General features: G+C 53.9%; 15 protein-coding genes. 12 read left to right on the top strand and 3 right to left on the bottom strand.

The annotated features are described in order from the left end of the window. Window positions 1-10 precede the first annotated feature (10 nt). Genes sufD through sufB form a run of 4 tightly spaced genes read left to right on the top strand, consistent with a single transcriptional unit; the run spans window position 11 to window position 4,370 of the window. Window positions 11-1,312, top strand: coding sequence for a Fe-S cluster assembly protein SufD (sufD, locus tag ACLD72_RS08900; protein WP_411003730.1), 1,302 nt, complete (start codon window positions 11-13; stop codon window positions 1,310-1,312). Further along, a complete protein-coding gene (locus tag ACLD72_RS08895; RefSeq protein ID WP_411003732.1) occupies window positions 1,309-2,529 on the top strand; it encodes a cysteine desulfurase in 1,221 nt (406 codons plus the stop codon). The genes sufD and ACLD72_RS08895 overlap by 4 nt, the downstream gene beginning before the upstream one ends. Next, window positions 2,529-2,951, top strand: coding sequence for a Fe-S cluster assembly sulfur transfer protein SufU (gene sufU, locus ACLD72_RS08890; RefSeq protein WP_411003733.1), 423 nt, complete (start codon window positions 2,529-2,531; stop codon window positions 2,949-2,951). The genes ACLD72_RS08895 and sufU overlap by 1 nt, the downstream gene beginning before the upstream one ends. Window positions 2,952-2,972: 21 nt before the next feature. Then, window positions 2,973-4,370 (top strand): Fe-S cluster assembly protein SufB, encoded by a 1,398-nt coding sequence (gene sufB, locus ACLD72_RS08885; RefSeq protein WP_128632330.1) that lies wholly within the window; start codon window positions 2,973-2,975, stop codon window positions 4,368-4,370. A 374-nt stretch (window positions 4,371-4,744) separates the two neighbouring features. Here sufB and ACLD72_RS08880 read toward each other — a convergent pair whose 3' ends face one another. The 3 genes from ACLD72_RS08880 to ACLD72_RS08870 form a co-directional block, all read right to left on the bottom strand. Further along, window positions 4,745-5,083, bottom strand: coding sequence for a L,D-transpeptidase (locus tag ACLD72_RS08880; RefSeq protein WP_411003734.1), 339 nt, complete (start codon window positions 5,081-5,083; stop codon window positions 4,745-4,747). Between the two features lie 114 nt (window positions 5,084-5,197). Continuing rightward, the gene (locus ACLD72_RS08875) at window positions 5,198-6,244 is read right to left on the bottom strand and encodes an HD-GYP domain-containing protein (RefSeq protein WP_411003735.1); all 1,047 of its coding nucleotides are present in this window, start codon (window positions 6,242-6,244) and stop codon (window positions 5,198-5,200) included. Between the two features lie 84 nt (window positions 6,245-6,328). Further along, on the bottom strand, window positions 6,329-7,081 hold the full coding sequence (locus ACLD72_RS08870; RefSeq protein ID WP_411003736.1) for a molybdenum cofactor biosynthesis protein: 753 nt from the start codon (window positions 7,079-7,081) through the stop codon (window positions 6,329-6,331). A 139-nt stretch (window positions 7,082-7,220) separates the two neighbouring features. On the opposite strand from ACLD72_RS08870, the gene ACLD72_RS08865 reads away from it, so the two are divergent. The 8 genes from ACLD72_RS08865 to ACLD72_RS08830 all read left to right on the top strand — a co-directional run bounded on the left by ACLD72_RS08865 (window position 7,221) and on the right by ACLD72_RS08830 (window position 14,999). Then, entirely contained in the window at window positions 7,221-8,660 is a 1,440-nt protein-coding gene (locus tag ACLD72_RS08865) for a bifunctional metallophosphatase/5'-nucleotidase (protein WP_411003738.1), read from the top strand. A 34-nt stretch (window positions 8,661-8,694) separates the two neighbouring features. Beyond that, window positions 8,695-9,522 carry an undecaprenyl-diphosphate phosphatase gene (locus ACLD72_RS08860; RefSeq protein ID WP_411003739.1) on the top strand — a complete coding sequence of 276 codons (828 nt, stop codon included), beginning with the start codon at window positions 8,695-8,697 and terminating at the stop codon, window positions 9,520-9,522. An 87-nt stretch (window positions 9,523-9,609) separates the two neighbouring features. Further along, complete coding sequence (locus tag ACLD72_RS08855; RefSeq protein ID WP_251594549.1) at window positions 9,610-10,710, top strand: HD-GYP domain-containing protein; 1,101 nt, start codon at window positions 9,610-9,612, stop codon at window positions 10,708-10,710. Next, window positions 10,707-11,846 (top strand): radical SAM/CxCxxxxC motif protein YfkAB, encoded by a 1,140-nt coding sequence (yfkAB, locus tag ACLD72_RS08850; protein WP_411003740.1) that lies wholly within the window; start codon window positions 10,707-10,709, stop codon window positions 11,844-11,846. The genes ACLD72_RS08855 and yfkAB overlap by 4 nt, the downstream gene beginning before the upstream one ends. Before the next feature lie 17 nt (window positions 11,847-11,863). After that, complete coding sequence (locus ACLD72_RS08845; RefSeq protein ID WP_411003741.1) at window positions 11,864-13,219, top strand: hemolysin family protein; 1,356 nt, start codon at window positions 11,864-11,866, stop codon at window positions 13,217-13,219. 655 nt (window positions 13,220-13,874) lie between these two features. After that, a complete protein-coding gene (locus ACLD72_RS08840; protein WP_411003742.1) occupies window positions 13,875-14,099 on the top strand; it encodes a spore coat associated protein CotJA in 225 nt (74 codons plus the stop codon). Beyond that, the gene (locus ACLD72_RS08835) at window positions 14,071-14,379 is read left to right on the top strand and encodes a spore coat protein CotJB (RefSeq protein WP_458475715.1); all 309 of its coding nucleotides are present in this window, start codon (window positions 14,071-14,073) and stop codon (window positions 14,377-14,379) included. Before ACLD72_RS08840 ends, ACLD72_RS08835 begins: the two co-directional genes overlap by 29 nt. A 50-nt stretch (window positions 14,380-14,429) precedes the next feature. Further along, window positions 14,430-14,999 (top strand): manganese catalase family protein, encoded by a 570-nt coding sequence (locus tag ACLD72_RS08830; RefSeq protein WP_251594539.1) that lies wholly within the window; start codon window positions 14,430-14,432, stop codon window positions 14,997-14,999. Window positions 15,000-15,566 lie beyond the last annotated feature (567 nt).

Genomic DNA, 15,566 nt, shown 5'->3' with positions numbered 1-15,566 from the left:
GGAGCCAAAGATGACGACACAAACCGTTCTTCCGGTGGAAGCGGAGCAGTTAAAAAATCTATCCGCTAAGCGCGGCGAACCGGCGTGGCTGGCGGAAAGCCGGTCGCGGGCGCTGCAGCTGGCGGCGGAACTGGAATTGCCTAAACTGGAGAAAACGCGGCTCGACCGCTGGGATCTGAACAATTACGGGGGGTTAAGCGAGGTTCGCAAGGAAAAATCGCAGCAGCTTCCGGACAGCATTACTTCGCTCGTCGATTTGACGGAGCAAAGTAATCTGCTCGTGCAGCGCAACTCCGACACCGTGTTTACCCGGCTCGCGCCGGAGCTGGCGGCGCAGGGCGTTATTTTTACCGACCTGGAAACCGCGGCCCGCGAGCACGGCGACCTCGTTCAGAAATATTTGCATACGGCGGTGAAGCCGGAGGAGAACCAGCTGGCTGCGCTGCATGCGGCTTTGTGGAACGGCGGGGTATTCCTGTACGTGCCGAAAAACGTCGAAATCGATGCGCCGCTGCAAAGCATTTTCCTGCTGGATGAGGCCGATGCGGCATTTGCGCCGCATGTCTTGATCGTAGCTGAAGCGAACAGCAAGGTTACTTACGTGGATAACTACATTTCCGTGAACCTGGGCGGCAAAATTGTGCACAACGGTTCCGCGGAAGTGTTCGTAAAACCCGGGTCCAAGGTGCAGTTTGCTACGGTGCATCATTTGGGCGAGCAAGTGACCGACCTGACGTTCCGGCGCGCTATCGTCGAAAATGACGGCAGCATCGAATGGATCGTCGGCGAAATGAACGGCGGCGACTCGGCCAGCGAAACGCTGTCGATTTTGCAAGGGAACGGCTCGAGCTCAGACGCGAAAGTTATTGCGGTTGGTTCCGGCTCGCAGCGTTTGAACTATACGACGAAGGCTGTGCACTACGGCAAAAGCTCAAGCAGCCAAATGATCACCCGCGGAGTAATGCGCGAATCGGCTACGGCGATCATCAACGGGATCACGAAAATCGAAAAAGGCGCGACCAAAGCGGATGGCCAGCAAACGGAAAAAGTGCTGATGCTGAGCCCGAAAGCGCGCGGGGACGCCAATCCGATTCTGCTGATTGACGAGGATGACGTTACGGCCGGTCACGCTGCTTCTGTCGGCCAGGTGAACCCTGAGCAGATCTACTACCTGATGTCGCGCGGCATTACCCGCGCCGAGGCCGAACGATTGATCATCTACGGTTTCTTGGCTCCGGTTGTGTCGGATATCCCGCTCGAGCCGCTGCAAAAGCTATTGCAGGCTCTGGTGGAAAGGAAGTTGGGACAATGAGCATTAACGCCGAAGAGCTCAAAAAACAGTTTCCGATATTGCAGCAGGAGGTAAACGGGCATCCGCTCGTTTACCTCGATAGCGCGGCTTCTTCGCAGAAGCCGATCCAAGTATTGGAGGCGCTGAAGCACTACTACGAATGGGATAACGCCAATGTGCACCGCGGCGTTCACACGCTGGGCAGCCGGGCGACCGACGCTTACGAGGGCGCTCGCGAGAAGGTAGCCCGCTTTATCGGGGCGGCACGCCGTGAGGAAATTATTTTTACCCGGGGAACAACGACTTCGCTGAATCTGGTCGCATCGTCTTACGGCTCGGCGGCCGTGAATGAAGGCGATGAAATTGTCATCACCCCGATGGAGCACCACAGCAACCTGATTCCTTGGCAGCAATTGGCGCTGAAGAAAAAGGCGGTGCTGAAATATATTCCGCTTCAACCGGACGGTCATATCGCGCTGGAGGATGCGGAGAAAACGATCACCGGCAAAACGAAAATCGTGGCCACTTCCTATGTATCCAACGTGCTTGGTGTGGTGAACCCGGTGAAGGAGCTGGCCGCTATCGCGCACCGGCATGGGGCCGTTATGGTTGTCGACGGGGCGCAAAGCACGCCGCATATGAAAGTGAACGTACAGGAGCTTGACTGCGATTTTTATGCTTTTTCCGGACATAAGATGTGCGCTCCGACCGGGATTGGGGTACTATATGGGAAGAAGCATCTGCTGGAATCAATGGAACCGGTCGAATACGGCGGCGAAATGATCGACGATGTCGGTTTGTACGAGTCGAGCTGGAAGGAGCTTCCCTGGAAGTTCGAAGGCGGGACGCCGATTATCGCCGGCGCCGTCGGACTCGCGGCGGCCATCGATTTTCTGGAAGGGATCGGGCTGGAGGAAATTCATCGGCACGAGGCCAAACTTGCGGCTTACGCGATAAACCGCCTGGCGGAAATTGAGGGACTGACGTTGTACGGACCGCGCGAACGCGAGGTCGGACTTCTGACCTTCAATCTGGAAGGCATTCATCCGCATGATGTGGCGACCGTGCTTGACGCCTCCGGCATCGCTATCCGGGCCGGCCATCATTGCTGCCAGCCGCTGATGCGCTGGCTGAAAGCGAGCGCAACGGCCAGAGCCAGCCTGTACTTGTACAATACGGAACAGGATATCGACCGACTGGCGGAAGCTTTAATCCAAACAAAGGAGTATTTTGGGTAATGCAACTGGACGATTTGTACCGCCGCGTCATTATGGATCATTATAAAAACCCGCGCAACCGCGGAAAATTTGCTGGAGATGCCGTTACGGTCGACCTGAACAATCCGACCTGCGGCGACCGGATTTCCCTGCAGCTGATCATCGAGGGGGACACCGTCAAGGACGCCCGGTTTACCGGGGAAGGCTGCTCGATCAGCATGTCGTCGGCCTCGATGATGACGGAAGCGGTCAAGGGCCGGACGCTGACGGAAGCGTTGGATTTGGCCGGACGTTTCTCCAAGCTGATGTTGGGCGAATCCGTGGATTTTGACGATTACGAGGATCTTGAGGCCTTATCCGGCGTTAATAAATTTCCTGCCCGGATCAAATGCGCCACATTAGCTTGGAACGCTTTGAAAAAAGGGATTCAAACCGATTCTTAAATTTAAGGAGGGACCTGACTCATGGCCAAAAAAGCACCGGAATTGGAAGAGTACAAATATGGTTTTCGGGACGAACACAAGGCGATATTCCAATCGGGTAAAGGTTTGACCCGCGAAATCGTGACGGAGATCTCCCGGATTAAAAACGAACCGGAATGGATGCTTAATTTCCGGCTGAAATCGCTGGAACAATTCGAGAAGATGCCGTTGCCGCGTTGGGGCGGGGATCTCAGCGAGCTTGATTTTAACGATATTCAATATTATGTAAGACCTTCGGAAAAGCAAGGGAAAACTTGGGAAGAGGTTCCTGCCGAAATCAAAGAAACGTTTGATAAACTCGGGATTCCGGAAGCGGAACAGAAATTCCTCGCCGGGGTATCCGCGCAATACGAATCCGAGGTTGTTTACCACAGCATTCAAAAGGACCTGGAAGACCAGGGCGTTATCTTTATGGACACGGACTCCGCACTGCGCGAGTATCCGGAGTTGTTCCGCGAATACTTCGGCACCGTCGTTCCGGCGGCGGACAACAAGTTTGCCGCTTTGAACAGCGCCGTCTGGTCCGGGGGCAGCTTCATTTACGTGCCGAAAGGCGTAAAATGCGAAATCCCGCTGCAAGCTTATTTCCGCATCAACTCGGAAAATATGGGCCAGTTCGAACGCACGCTGATCATCGCCGACGAAGGCAGCTTTGTGCACTACACGGAAGGCTGCACGGCGCCGATCTACAGCACGAACTCGCTGCATAGCGCGGTCGTGGAAATCATCGTGAAAAAGGATGCCCGCGTGCGCTATACGACGATCCAAAACTGGGCGCCGAACATTTACAACCTCGTTACGAAACGGGCGGTGGCCGAAGAGAACGCCACGATGGAATGGGTCGACGGCAACATCGGCTCCAAGCTGACGATGAAATATCCGGCGGTTGTGCTTAAAGGCCGCGGCGCGAAAGGCAGCGTGCTGTCGATCGCGGTAGCGGGCAAAGGCCAGCTTCAGGACGCCGGGGCGAAAATGATTCACCTGGCGCCGGATACGACGTCCACGATCGTTTCCAAATCGATCAGTAAACATGGCGGCAAAGTGACGTACCGCGGCCTTGCTTCATTTGGCCGTCAGGCGGAAGGCGCGAAGGCCAACATCAAATGCGATACGCTGATTCTCGACAACGAGTCGACGTCGGATACGATTCCGTACAACGAGATCATGAACGACAACATCGTGCTGGAGCACGAAGCGACCGTTTCGAAGGTGTCGGAAGAGCAGCTTTTCTACTTGATGAGCCGCGGCCTCACTGAAGAAGAAGCGACGCAAATGATCATCATGGGCTTCATCGAACCGTTCACCAAGGAGCTGCCGATGGAGTACGCGGTGGAAATGAACCGGTTGATCAAGTTCGAAATGGAAGGCTCGATCGGTTAAGGGAGAGCTGGGCTATCCCCTGTTTCGGTTGCAAAATCCGCAGATTTTCTCTGCGGATTTTTTTTGCATAGTGGGGAAAACCACCATTTACCGGTAGAGTAGACGCTGAATCAGATGGGGGCAAATGCAAAAGTACATTTGAGTTTGCGCAAATTTCTGCTTTTGAGCGGTTGAAGTGCAAAAATACATCTGATTTGCGGCTATCGGATCAAAAAGTATCTTTTGCCCGGAAATGAAATGCACTTTTGCAGTTGAGCCGCCTATTTCGAGGGATTTCGACGAAAATCGCATGCACTTTTGCATTTCGTCATCGTAACGGCCTCAGGAGGGGGCCTCAGGAGACCTTATTATCTCCAATTCAGCACAAGTTACGGCTACGGCCTGATCGTGACGCTCGTCCCAATCGGCAGGATACGTGCCAGCTCGATCACATCCGGATTGTACATGCGGATGCAGCCGTGCGAAACCTCTTTGCCTATGGTGGAAGGATCATTGGTGCCGTGAATCCCGTAGTGGGGTTTGGATAACCCCAGCCAATAAGCGCCGAACGGGCCGCCGGGATTTGGGGCTTTGTTGACGATCGTATAGGTGCCTTGCGGCGTTTGCGTGAGCATTTTCCCGATTCCGACCGGAAACGCGCGGACGACGGTGTTGTTGTCCAGCAAGTATAGCCTTCTTTCCGAAAGATCGACGATGATGCGGTAGTTCGGCATGTTGTGCGCCTCCACGTTTTTGCCATAGTTTATGCTTTCTGGGCTGGAGTGGATTGGGCGCACAAAAGGCCGCCCCGGGTCGATTGGACCTATGAAGCAGCCTCTCGCGCGAGCTTACAGATACACTTCTTCAATCGCGGTTTCCCGTTCTTTGGACAGATCGATGAATCGGGAAACGGTTTGGACAAGCGGACGGAAAAAATCGGTCTGGTTGGTCATGACGATCGAGCCGACTTCGCCGCTGCTGAGCAGCACCTTCTTGCCGATGAAGTTCGGCAGCAAATGGCCGATCAGCGCTTGCGTCGGTTCGGGGCTGAGCTTGCCGAAGCTGAGGTTGTTCAGTTCGCGCAGCACGGTCAGCAGTTCCTGCTTGGAGCGGTAAACCCGATTGGTGGTCATTGCGGAATAAACGTCGGCGACGGCGGCGATTTTGGCGAAAGGATGGATGTCTTTGGCGGGCAGACCGCTTGGGTATCCGCTCCCATCCTCGCGTTCATGGTGCTGCAGAGCCACTTGAGCGGCGATTTCATCTCCGGTTGAATGTAGGATGATTTCATATCCGTAGGCGGGATGTCTTTTGACCTGATCGAATTCCTCCGGCGTTAGTTTGCCGGGCTTGGACAAAATTTCCTGCGGCACCTTGCAATTGCCGATGTCGACCAAGTAGCCGGCCTTGCCGGCCTGATAGGCTTCCTCCTTGGAATATCCGAGCCATGAAGCGATATAATAGGAGAGCATCCCGACCTGCATGGAGTGATGATAGGCATAGTTGTCATCGCCTCCTAAGAGCAGCAGCAAGGATACGACGTCTTTATGGTCAACGAGTTGATTGACCATGGGCTTAAGCAGCTTGTCCACTTTGTCATTATCAAAGGTACCGTGAGTTAGCGCTTCCAGGAAAATCTGTTCAAAACCGTCCACGGCATCGTCCAAAATGGGTTTGACCTTTTGCGCCGAATGGGAAGACCACTCTTCCGAAGGGGCGTTCCCATCCCGGCTTTGCGGTTCAATATCCACGTAGTCGATACCGTGCTGCATCAATTTCACGATGGCATCTTTCGTCAACCGGGCGCCTTTCTGCAATACAAAAACGCCATAATTGTTGAAGATGTCGGTTTGAAGACGATCTCCGGGGCTCAGTTCCATGATATGCACTTTCATGGGCGATGACACCTCATAATCACCAGTTTTCCTTTATGATAACAGGTAATATTTGGATTGACAATGAGAATTATAGGGCGTCAGTCACCTTACGGAGCTGTAAGTCCCGGGGACAGAGGGGTTCCATGGACCCAAGCCATGCCCTTTCCATTCGGAACCGTCTTCCCAGATTTCCTTCTTCCAAATGGGCACGATTTGTTTCAGCCGTTCGATGGCGTAACGGCTCGCTTCGTAGCAGCTGTCCCGGTGCGGGGCCGATACGGCGATCACAACGCTGATTTCAGCCAGGCCGACTTGGCCGATCCGATGGCTGATGGCACAGCGCGTCCCCGGCCATTTCTCGCCGAGCTCGGTACCGATTTGCCGCAGTTTGGCCAAGGCCATCGGAACGTAAGCTTCGTATTCCAAATGTACCGTGCGGCGCCCTTCGGTCCATTCCCGGGTTGTTCCGATAAAAGCAAGCGATGCGCCGTGCGCGGGGGTAATGACTTTGCGGCTGACCTCTTCGGCGGAAATCGGCTCTTCGGTAATGACATAAAGGTTGTCCTCCGCCTGGGGTTCTCCGTCTTCCGCGGCGTTTTCCCCGCCCGATACCGGCGGAATCAGAGCCACCTCGTCACGTTCGGTTATGACGGCATCTCCGGCGGCATATTCCTGGTTAATCGCCACAAACGAAGCGTCAATCAAAGCTTGGGCGGCGGGATATGCGGCGGACAAGGCTTCTTTCAACTGAGCCGCGCTCACTTGCTGAAGTTCGGGCTGTGGATATGCAAAATCGAGGCTGGACGCGCCGATGCGGTCAGCCAACCCGGCAAATAAAGCAATATTGATGTTCATAAGAAATCTCCTCGATTTGGTCTGATTGTAATATATCATTATCAGAAGACAATGATCAATTTTAAGGTATATAATACTCTTTGAACTCTAAAATTTAGAATAGGCCGGTTTTAAGGAGAAGGCAAGGGGGCAGGATGTGATGCCGGAGATGGACCAGGATACATTAACGATTCTTTATACGAACGATATACATAGCCATTTCGGCGCCATGGAGCGCATCGCCGCCATGATCGATGATTTGCGGGCCCAGGCGCCCGGACCTACGCTTCTTCTCGATATCGGGGATCATATGGACCGCTCCGCCGTGGAAACCGAAGGCACGATGGGACAGGCCAACGTGGACGTGCTGAACCTGACGGGCTACGATGCCGTGACGATCGGCAACAATGAAGGGCTGACGTTTACCCCCGACCAGCTTGAACAGGCTTATGCAGAGCTGCAAAGCCCCGTGGTGTGCGGCAACATTTTGGAAAAAGCGACCGGGCGTCCGCCGGTCTGGATGCACAGACAGCTGATCGTGCAAAAAGGCGGGTTTAAAATCGGCCTGGTTGCGGCAACGGCTGCTTTTGCCGAATTTTATGATCTGCTGGGCCTGAACGCTTTGAATCCGCAGGAGACGATTGCCGAAGACGTGCGGCAGCTTCGCGGTCAGGCGGATCTGGTGATCGTGATGTCCCACCTGGGGCTGACGATAGACCGCGAGCTGGCGGAGACGATCCCGGGGATCGACCTGATTTTGGGCGGACATACGCATCACCTGCTGGAGACGCCCGAGCCAATCGGCACGGCGATGATTACGGCGGCAGGTAAATTCGGCCGTTATCTGGGAAAAATCGTCGTCCGCAAAAATCCGCCGGGCCAGGGCCGGCCCTTCCAAATCGGCGGCGTTTGCCTTGAAGTGGGAGACGGGCCCAAGCAGGAGCGGGTGACCGAAGCGATTTCCCGGAACCTCGGTCTGGCCAAAGAGCGATTAAGCCGCACGGTGGCCGTCACAGAGCGAAGCCTGCCAGTAGATTACGGCGCCGAATCTCCGTTCGGCAATTTGCTCGCGCAAGCGGTCCGGAGATATACGGGCAGCGAGTTGTCGATGGTGAACAGCGGGCAGCTGCTGGCCGGTCTTCCGGCCGGAGAAATTAGCGCGGGGATGCTGCATGAGCGGTGCCCGTCGCCCATTAATCCTTGCCGGATGAAGCTGAGCGGTGCGGACATTCTTTACAGTCTGGAGCAGTCGCTATTGGATGAAATGAAGGAGAAGGTCATTTTCGGTTATGGTTTCAGAGGGAAAGTGCTGGGAAGCATTTGCACTGACGGCATGGAGATTCTCTACCATCCGGACGCCCCTCCTTTCCGGCGGATCGTTGAGGCCCGCGTGGCGGGAAAACCCGTGGAAGCGCAGCGAATCTATGATGTCGGGACGCTGGATATGTTTTCGTTTGGCGTCGGCTATGAGCGGCTGAAAAACGGCAGCGAGAAGCGGTACATGCTCCCCGATTTCCTCCGCGATCTGCTGCGGATGGAGCTGCAAACGCGCGGCGCGGTGGAAAATTGTTTTCATCTGCGCTGGAAAAAAGTAGAATAAAAGCATAGACGTCATACCTGATCAGGAGGATGGGATGAGTTTTATCGTCGCGATTGTTTTAGCTATTGTGGAAGGCTTAACGGAGTTTATTCCTGTGTCGTCAACCGGTCATATGATCCTGACGGCCAAGCTGCTCGGATACGATGATCAGTCGCCGGAGATGAAAACTTTCGAAATCGTCATCCAGCTTGGGGCCATTTTGGCGATGGCCTGGGTTTACCGGGAACGGATTTTGGATTTGCTTGGCCTGAGCCAAAAAGTGAAGACCGTCAACACGAACGCTCCGTCACAGCGGCTAAATTTGCTGCATGTTTTTTTGGGCATTTTGCCGGCGCTTCTTGTCGGTTATGTTTTCCGGGATTTCATCAAAAGCCTGTTCAGCCCTTCCACGGTATTGTGGGCCTTGGTCGCAGGCGGCGCTTTTATGCTGTTTGCCGAATGGTTCTCCAAATGCAAAGCGAACATTACGGCGCCGGACATCGATCAGCTTACGTACAAGCAGGCTTTGCTGATTGGCGTGTACCAATGCATCTCCGTACTGTGGCCGGGTTTCTCGCGTTCCGGCTCGACGATTGCCGGCGGCATGCTCAGTGGACTTAGCTACCGGGCGGCGTCGGATTTTTCGTTCCTGATCGCCATTCCGATTATGTGCGCGGTCTCGGGTTACGAAATGCTCGATTCTTACCGATATTTAACTTCAGATACGCTGGGTTATTTTTTGGTCGGATTTATCGTGGCTTTTATTGTCGCGTATGTGGTGATCGTGGCCTTTTTTAAGCTGATCCAAAAGATTCGGCTCCGCCATTTCGCTTACTATCGCTTTATTCTTGCCGCGCTATTCTGGATTTTTATAATGCGGTAATTCCGCATATGGCTGGAAGTTTAACGACCATAATAAGCCGCTGTTCCATAGGGACATTACGAAAATACAGAGACGGAAGTGGATAACATGCGGTTGATACCCGTCGGCTCACTGCAGACCGGAATGAAATTAGGCAAAAAGATTTATAATGAGGACGGGGTCGTTCTTCTCTCTGAAAATGCGGAGCTAACCGATGCGATTATTCGGCGTCTTAAGACCCATGGGCTGGATTTCGTCTATATTGCGGATTCGCGTACGGATGATGTCGCCGTGCAGGACATGATTGAAGATGAAACGCGGCGGCAGGCGCTGACAGAGATCCGGACCCAGTTTCGCAATTGGGCGGCCCCGGCCGCCAAAGGAGTGGTGTATCCCTATTTGGGAAAAAAGTTCACCGGGATCATCGAGTCGATTCTCGACGATCTCAGCGCCAGGGACGATGCCATGATTATGATGATGAACATCAACAGCATGGATCATTACCTGTATCGTCATTCCTTAAACGTATGCGTGTATACGCTGCTGCTCGGACAAATTCACGGATATAACAAAGACGAGCTGACGATGCTCGGCCTGGGGGCGATGCTGCACGACGTGGGCAAAACGAAGCTGCCGCTGTCATTGCTGAACAAGCCCTCCCGGCTGACCGATGAGGAGTTTAAGCAGATTCAACTCCACCCGGAGTTGGGCTTTAAAATGCTTAAGGATGAGCCGGGCATTCCTTTGGTTTCGGCGCATTGCGCTTACCAGCATCATGAGAAAATCGACGGCAGCGGTTATCCGCGGGGACTGAAGGGCGAGGAAATCCATGAGTTTGCCCGCTGGATCGCGATTACGGACGCCTACGACGCGATGACGACGCACCGCGTCTACCGCAAGGCGATGCTGCCGCATCAGGCTTTGGAGGTGCTGTATGCCGGTTGCGGGGATTGGTACGAAAAGTCGAAGCTGGAGGTTTTCCGCGACCGGGTGGCGATTTACCCGTTAGGCATGACCGTGAAGTTAAGCACGGGCGAAAGCGGTGTCGTGGTGAAAATTCACGGGCATATGCCGCAGCGGCCGGTGGTGCGGGTTATAACCGATCCGCTGGGCGCGGATTTGAAATCGCCCTATGAAGTTGATTTGTCCGTCAGTCTTTCCGTGGTGATTACGGAGGTTGACGGGATGGGAATGGTGATAAAATCATGATAGAAACGAATAATATGGCGGGAGCCTGGAGTCAGGCGATCAGCCCGAATAACGATCCGTGGGACCCGATTGTATCGCTGCGGAAATACGGCCGGCATGTGCTGACCAGCGTGGAATTGACGGTCACGAATTTGTGCAATATGCGCTGCGAGCATTGCGCGGTTGGCGACAGCCTGGTCTTGAAGGAGCCCGAGCAGCTACCGCTGCCGCTCATTCTGAAAAGGCTGGATGAAGTGGAGCATTTGCAGACGATCAGCATCACGGGAGGAGAGCCGACGTTTCGGCGGCAGACCGTGGAGGAGAAAATCATCCCGCTGCTCAAATACGCTAAGGCGCGCGGAGTACGCTCCCAGATCAACTCGAACCTTACGCTGAGCTATGACCGGTACGAGCCGTTGCTGCCGTTTTTGGATGTGATGCACATCTCCTTCAATTATACGAGCGAGCGTGATTTTCACGAGGTGGGGTTTGCGCGAAGCGGGCATCCCGTTCCGCCGGAAGCGGCGTATAAACTGTATGATACAATGATCGAAAATACGCGCAAACTAAGTGAAGCGGGGATGTTCATCTCCGCCGAGTCGATGATCAATTACCGGACGCACGAGAAGCTTTCGCAAATTCACCGGATGATCGTGGAGATGGGCTGCCGGAGACATGAGGTTCACCCGATGTATGCGGCCGATTTTGCCGAAGGGCTGCCGGTTTTGTCGCTTGCGGATATGCGCCAGGCGATACATGCGCTGCTGGATGAGCGGGATCCGTCGATTTGGATGCTGTTCGGGACTTTGCCGTTTTTTGCGTGCAATGAAAGTGAGGCGGATATCGCGCTGCTGCGGCGTTTGCGCAAGGAACCTAATGTGACGGTGCGCAACGATCCGGACGGGCGGAATCGCGTGAATGTGAACATGTTTACGGGCGATGTTTACGTGACGGATTTTGCGGCTATTCCGGCGTTCGGCAATGTGAACGAAGGGCGTCTGGACGACATTTTCGCCAAATGGCAGACGGAGCATCCGCTGAACCAGACGGTGAATTGCCATTGCGATGCCGCCGGCTGTTGCGGTCCCAATCTTCTGGTGGCCGACATGTATTACAAAGATAACGACTTTAAAGCCCGTCAAGCGATTACATTATAGGAAAGAGGCGTTTTCCATTGCCTGATGGTCATACCGAATTTGAAGTAGGCAAACTGCTCTTAAACCTGCTTATTGTTCTCATCCTCGTATTACTGAACGGTTTCTTTGTGGCGGCCGAATTTTCGCTTGTCAAAGTGCGGCAGTCCCGGCTTACCCAATTGGTAAAAGAAGGAAACCGGCGCGCGAATTATGCGCTGAAGGTGAATAAACGGCTCGACACGTATCTGTCGGCAACACAACTCGGCATTACGCTGGCCTCGCTTGGTTTGGGCTGGGTCGGCGAACCCGCCGTGTCGGAGCTGCTGGTCGAGCCGCTCATGCATAAAATGGGCGCCACGGACCCGACGCTGATTTCGACGATTTCCGTGGCCGTCGGTTTTGCGATCATTACCTTTTTACATATCGTTATGGGCGAGCTTGCCCCGAAATCACTGGCGATCCAGAAATCGGAGGAGACGTCGTTGTGGCTGTCGTGGCCGCTGTTGATGTTTTACCGTTTGTTCCTTCCGGTCATCTGGCTGCTCAATACGGCGGCTAACGGGGCGTTGCGCCTGTTCGGCATCGAGCCGGCCGGCGAGGCGGAAGCAGCCCACTCCGAAGAGGAGATTCGCATCCTGATGAATCAAAGCGCCAAAAGCGGGGTTTTTGATCAGGACGAAATGAAGCTGGTGGACAATATTTTCGATTTCTCGGACATGCTGGCCCGCGAGGTCATGCTGCCGCGCACGGACATGGACTGCTTGTACACGAATCTGAGCTGGGAAGAAAACATGAAGATCGTGGCCGAAACCAAGCATTCGCGATATCCGGTTGCGGTCGAGGATAAAGACCAAATCATCGGTTTTGTCCATATTACCGACCTGCTGCTGCCGGAAGCGGATCGTCCACTGGATTTGGCGGAGATGATTCGGCCGATCCTAAACGTGCCGGAGTCGATGGAAGTCAGCCAGGTGCTGCGCCTGATGCAGAAGAAGCATTCCCAGATGACGCTGGTGGTGGACGAATATGGGGGCACGGCCGGACTGCTGACGGCGGAGGAAATTCTCGAGGAAATCGTCGGCGATTTGCATGACGAGTTCGAGGACGAACGTCCGGAAGTGGAAATTTTGGCGGAAGGCGTCTATTCGGTGGACGGCCGGCTGCTGATCGAGGAAGTCAACGATCTGGTCGGCAGCGACATCGAGGATGAGGAGGTCGACTCTATCGGGGGTTGGCTGTTCAAGGAGCTGGAAGGAGCTCCGGCCAAAGGAAAAAAAATACAGGTCGACGACACCCTGTTTGAAGTAGCCGAATCGGGCCGCCTCCGCATCACCCGGGTGAAAATTACGAAACTGCAAATTTTGGAGCCGGAAGAGGATTTGGAGGATGAATAGGACCGGTTGCTGATTATTGCCGAGGAAATAAAAAAAGGACAGAAAGTATAAAATTCCAAGGGAGGAGAAGGGGAAACAGGGGGCTAAGGGACACCAGAGCCGCTATCTGCGGAAAAACGGAGGATTGCAAAATGTAACGGACACAGAAGACCATATTTGCCTCAAATCGGCCTGGATGAACGGGTTTAGAGCGAAATAGGGTCGTTTGTGTCCGTTAGGTCGGGAAATACTCGGGAAATGGGCGAATAAGGTCGCTGGAGTCCGTTAGAGCAGCGTCCAAAAACGTCCAAAGTTTAGAAAGAGCCAAAGTACTCGATGCTTCTGTTCATAAAGGAAGGGGAAGGGTTCTCGGAGTGGGGCTCAATCCAGAAGGAGTGGCCCCACCAACTCGGCCGGCCCGTCTTTAGAGTCAGGTTCTAACTTAAAGTAAGTCCATAAGAACCTGGCTCTAAGCGCTGGTGAAACCCCGTAACCATTCCTCCCGCGCATCCAAGGTATGGGCTTGCCGGGCAAAGGACCTCGCCAGCGGCGAGGTTTTTTTGCGGTTTTTGCGGATTTTCGGTTCATTATCTGGGCGAATGTCATATGTTATTGGTAAGATGCAGGGAAATGATGGTTTCCTGGCAGCATGAAATTTGTCCTGGAAAAGGAGGAAATGTCTTTGAACCATCCCCAAGAGCGCGTGTTTACCCCCTTTATTGGGCCGTTTGATCCTTGTCCGCCGATCACCCACAAAACATACAGCACCCCTCCGCAGTTATTTATACCTTTTCAACCGCCGAATTTGCCGCAGTTCAGCCCGATGGAGGCTTTGAGGCACGGTACGTTGTGGCCCGCTTTGTACAGCCCTTATGAATCGAAATGGGGAAAAGGACGGTGATCCCATGACGACGACCCCGAACAAACCGTACGAGCCGGAGTATTACGAATTGCTGGAAAAACTGCAGGCACTTGATTTTGTGCTGGTGGAGTTAAATCTGTACCTCGACACGCACCCCGACGACTTGGCCGCCGTCCAGCAGTTCAACCAAGTGACGCAGGAACGGACACGGCTCGCCAACCATTTTCAACAGCGATACGGACCGCTGCAAAACTTTGGGCGCGCCTATTCGAAATTCCCCTGGGAATGGTCACAAAGCCCATGGCCTTGGCAGGTTTAGGCGACCGATGGCCCGGTTGAGTTGAAGCTAAAGGAGGTTAACCAGGCAATATGTGGGTATATGAGAAAAAGCTGCAGTATCCTGTTCGTGTAGGCAAATGCGACCCCCGGATGGCCAAACTGCTGATCGAGCAGTACGGCGGAGCCGACGGGGAATTGGCAGCCGCGCTGCGCTATTTGAATCAAAGATACACGATCCCCGACAAGGTCATCGGGCTTCTGAATGACATCGGCACGGAGGAATTTGCGCACCTGGAAATGATTGCCACCATGGTTTATAAGCTGACGAAGGACTTGACCGTGGAGCAGATCGAGGCGGCGGGGCTGGGCCCGCACTACGTGAACCACGACAAGGCGCTGTTTTACGAGAACGCGGGCGGAGTACCGTTTACGGCCACATACATTCAGGCCAAAGGCGACCCGATCGCCGACCTGTACGAGGACATCGCCGCCGAGGAGAAGGCGCGGGCTACATACCAGTGGCTGATCGACATGACCGACGACGTCGACATCCAGGACGGCCTGAAGTTCCTGCGCGAGCGCGAAATCATTCACTCGCTGCGGTTCCGCGAGGCGGTGGAGATTTTGAAGGAGGATCGGGAGCATAAGAAGGTGTTTTGAGGAGTAGTTCTAATTTCAAGTGGTAAAGGCAGATAAAATGATGATCGGAAAAATTAAATTTTTGTTATATTCTTAGCCCCGGAGCAATCCGGGGTTTTATAGTTAGTACACTGAGTTGCAATATCAGACAGAAGGGGTGTCTTTCATTGTTATAGACCATCAGCCCGACCTAAATCAACGCAAACGAAGTAAAGTATTCTTTTCTTGGGGTGGGCGGCAGATCAACACTAACTGTCCGGACGCTTTGCACGATTATCCCATTTGATCAGGTATCAGAGAAACAGACAAGCTCGGGAGATGGAAATATTTGGTGGAGAAGCAGATAGGTTTAAGATAATTTAGACGGGCTTAGGAGAAGGAGGCGGGTTTAGGGGAGGCGAAACAGACCGGGTAAGAGATCAAAACAGGAGATCAAGACAAGAGATCAAGACAGGAGACCATGGGCAAGACGCGAGGGAAACGAAAAGACCGTGATTTTGCTGTAGCCTGAACCTTTCCGTTTGCAGCAACGTCCACACCGTTCATGCTAACTCACTCCAATCAAGTTGATCCGCATTAAGCTAACCC

This window comes from Paenibacillus lacisediminis (assembly GCF_046567315.2).
Note: the sequence above shows the minus strand (reverse complement) of the source record. Positions and strands in the feature narration are given on the sequence as shown.

Bases quoted from the DNA above. Each gene is read 5' to 3' on its own strand.
- sufD (WP_411003730.1), top strand. From the start codon at position 11: ATGACGACACAAACCGTTCTTCCGGTGGAAGCGGAGCAGTTAAAAAAT.
- ACLD72_RS08895 (WP_411003732.1), top strand. From the start codon at position 1,309: ATGAGCATTAACGCCGAAGAGCTCAAAAAACAGTTTCCGATATTGCAG.
- sufU (WP_411003733.1), top strand. From the start codon at position 2,529: ATGCAACTGGACGATTTGTACCGCCGCGTCATTATGGATCATTATAAA.
- sufB (WP_128632330.1), top strand. From the start codon at position 2,973: ATGGCCAAAAAAGCACCGGAATTGGAAGAGTACAAATATGGTTTTCGG.
- ACLD72_RS08880 (WP_411003734.1), bottom strand. From the start codon at position 5,083: ATGCCGAACTACCGCATCATCGTCGATCTTTCGGAAAGAAGGCTATAC.
- ACLD72_RS08875 (WP_411003735.1), bottom strand. From the start codon at position 6,244: ATGAAAGTGCATATCATGGAACTGAGCCCCGGAGATCGTCTTCAAACC.
- ACLD72_RS08870 (WP_411003736.1), bottom strand. From the start codon at position 7,081: ATGAACATCAATATTGCTTTATTTGCCGGGTTGGCTGACCGCATCGGC.
- ACLD72_RS08865 (WP_411003738.1), top strand. From the start codon at position 7,221: ATGCCGGAGATGGACCAGGATACATTAACGATTCTTTATACGAACGAT.
- ACLD72_RS08860 (WP_411003739.1), top strand. From the start codon at position 8,695: ATGAGTTTTATCGTCGCGATTGTTTTAGCTATTGTGGAAGGCTTAACG.
- ACLD72_RS08855 (WP_251594549.1), top strand. From the start codon at position 9,610: ATGCGGTTGATACCCGTCGGCTCACTGCAGACCGGAATGAAATTAGGC.
- yfkAB (WP_411003740.1), top strand. From the start codon at position 10,707: ATGATAGAAACGAATAATATGGCGGGAGCCTGGAGTCAGGCGATCAGC.
- ACLD72_RS08840 (WP_411003742.1), top strand. From the start codon at position 13,875: ATGTCTTTGAACCATCCCCAAGAGCGCGTGTTTACCCCCTTTATTGGG.
- ACLD72_RS08835 (WP_458475715.1), top strand. From the start codon at position 14,071: ATGAATCGAAATGGGGAAAAGGACGGTGATCCCATGACGACGACCCCG.
- ACLD72_RS08830 (WP_251594539.1), top strand. From the start codon at position 14,430: ATGTGGGTATATGAGAAAAAGCTGCAGTATCCTGTTCGTGTAGGCAAA.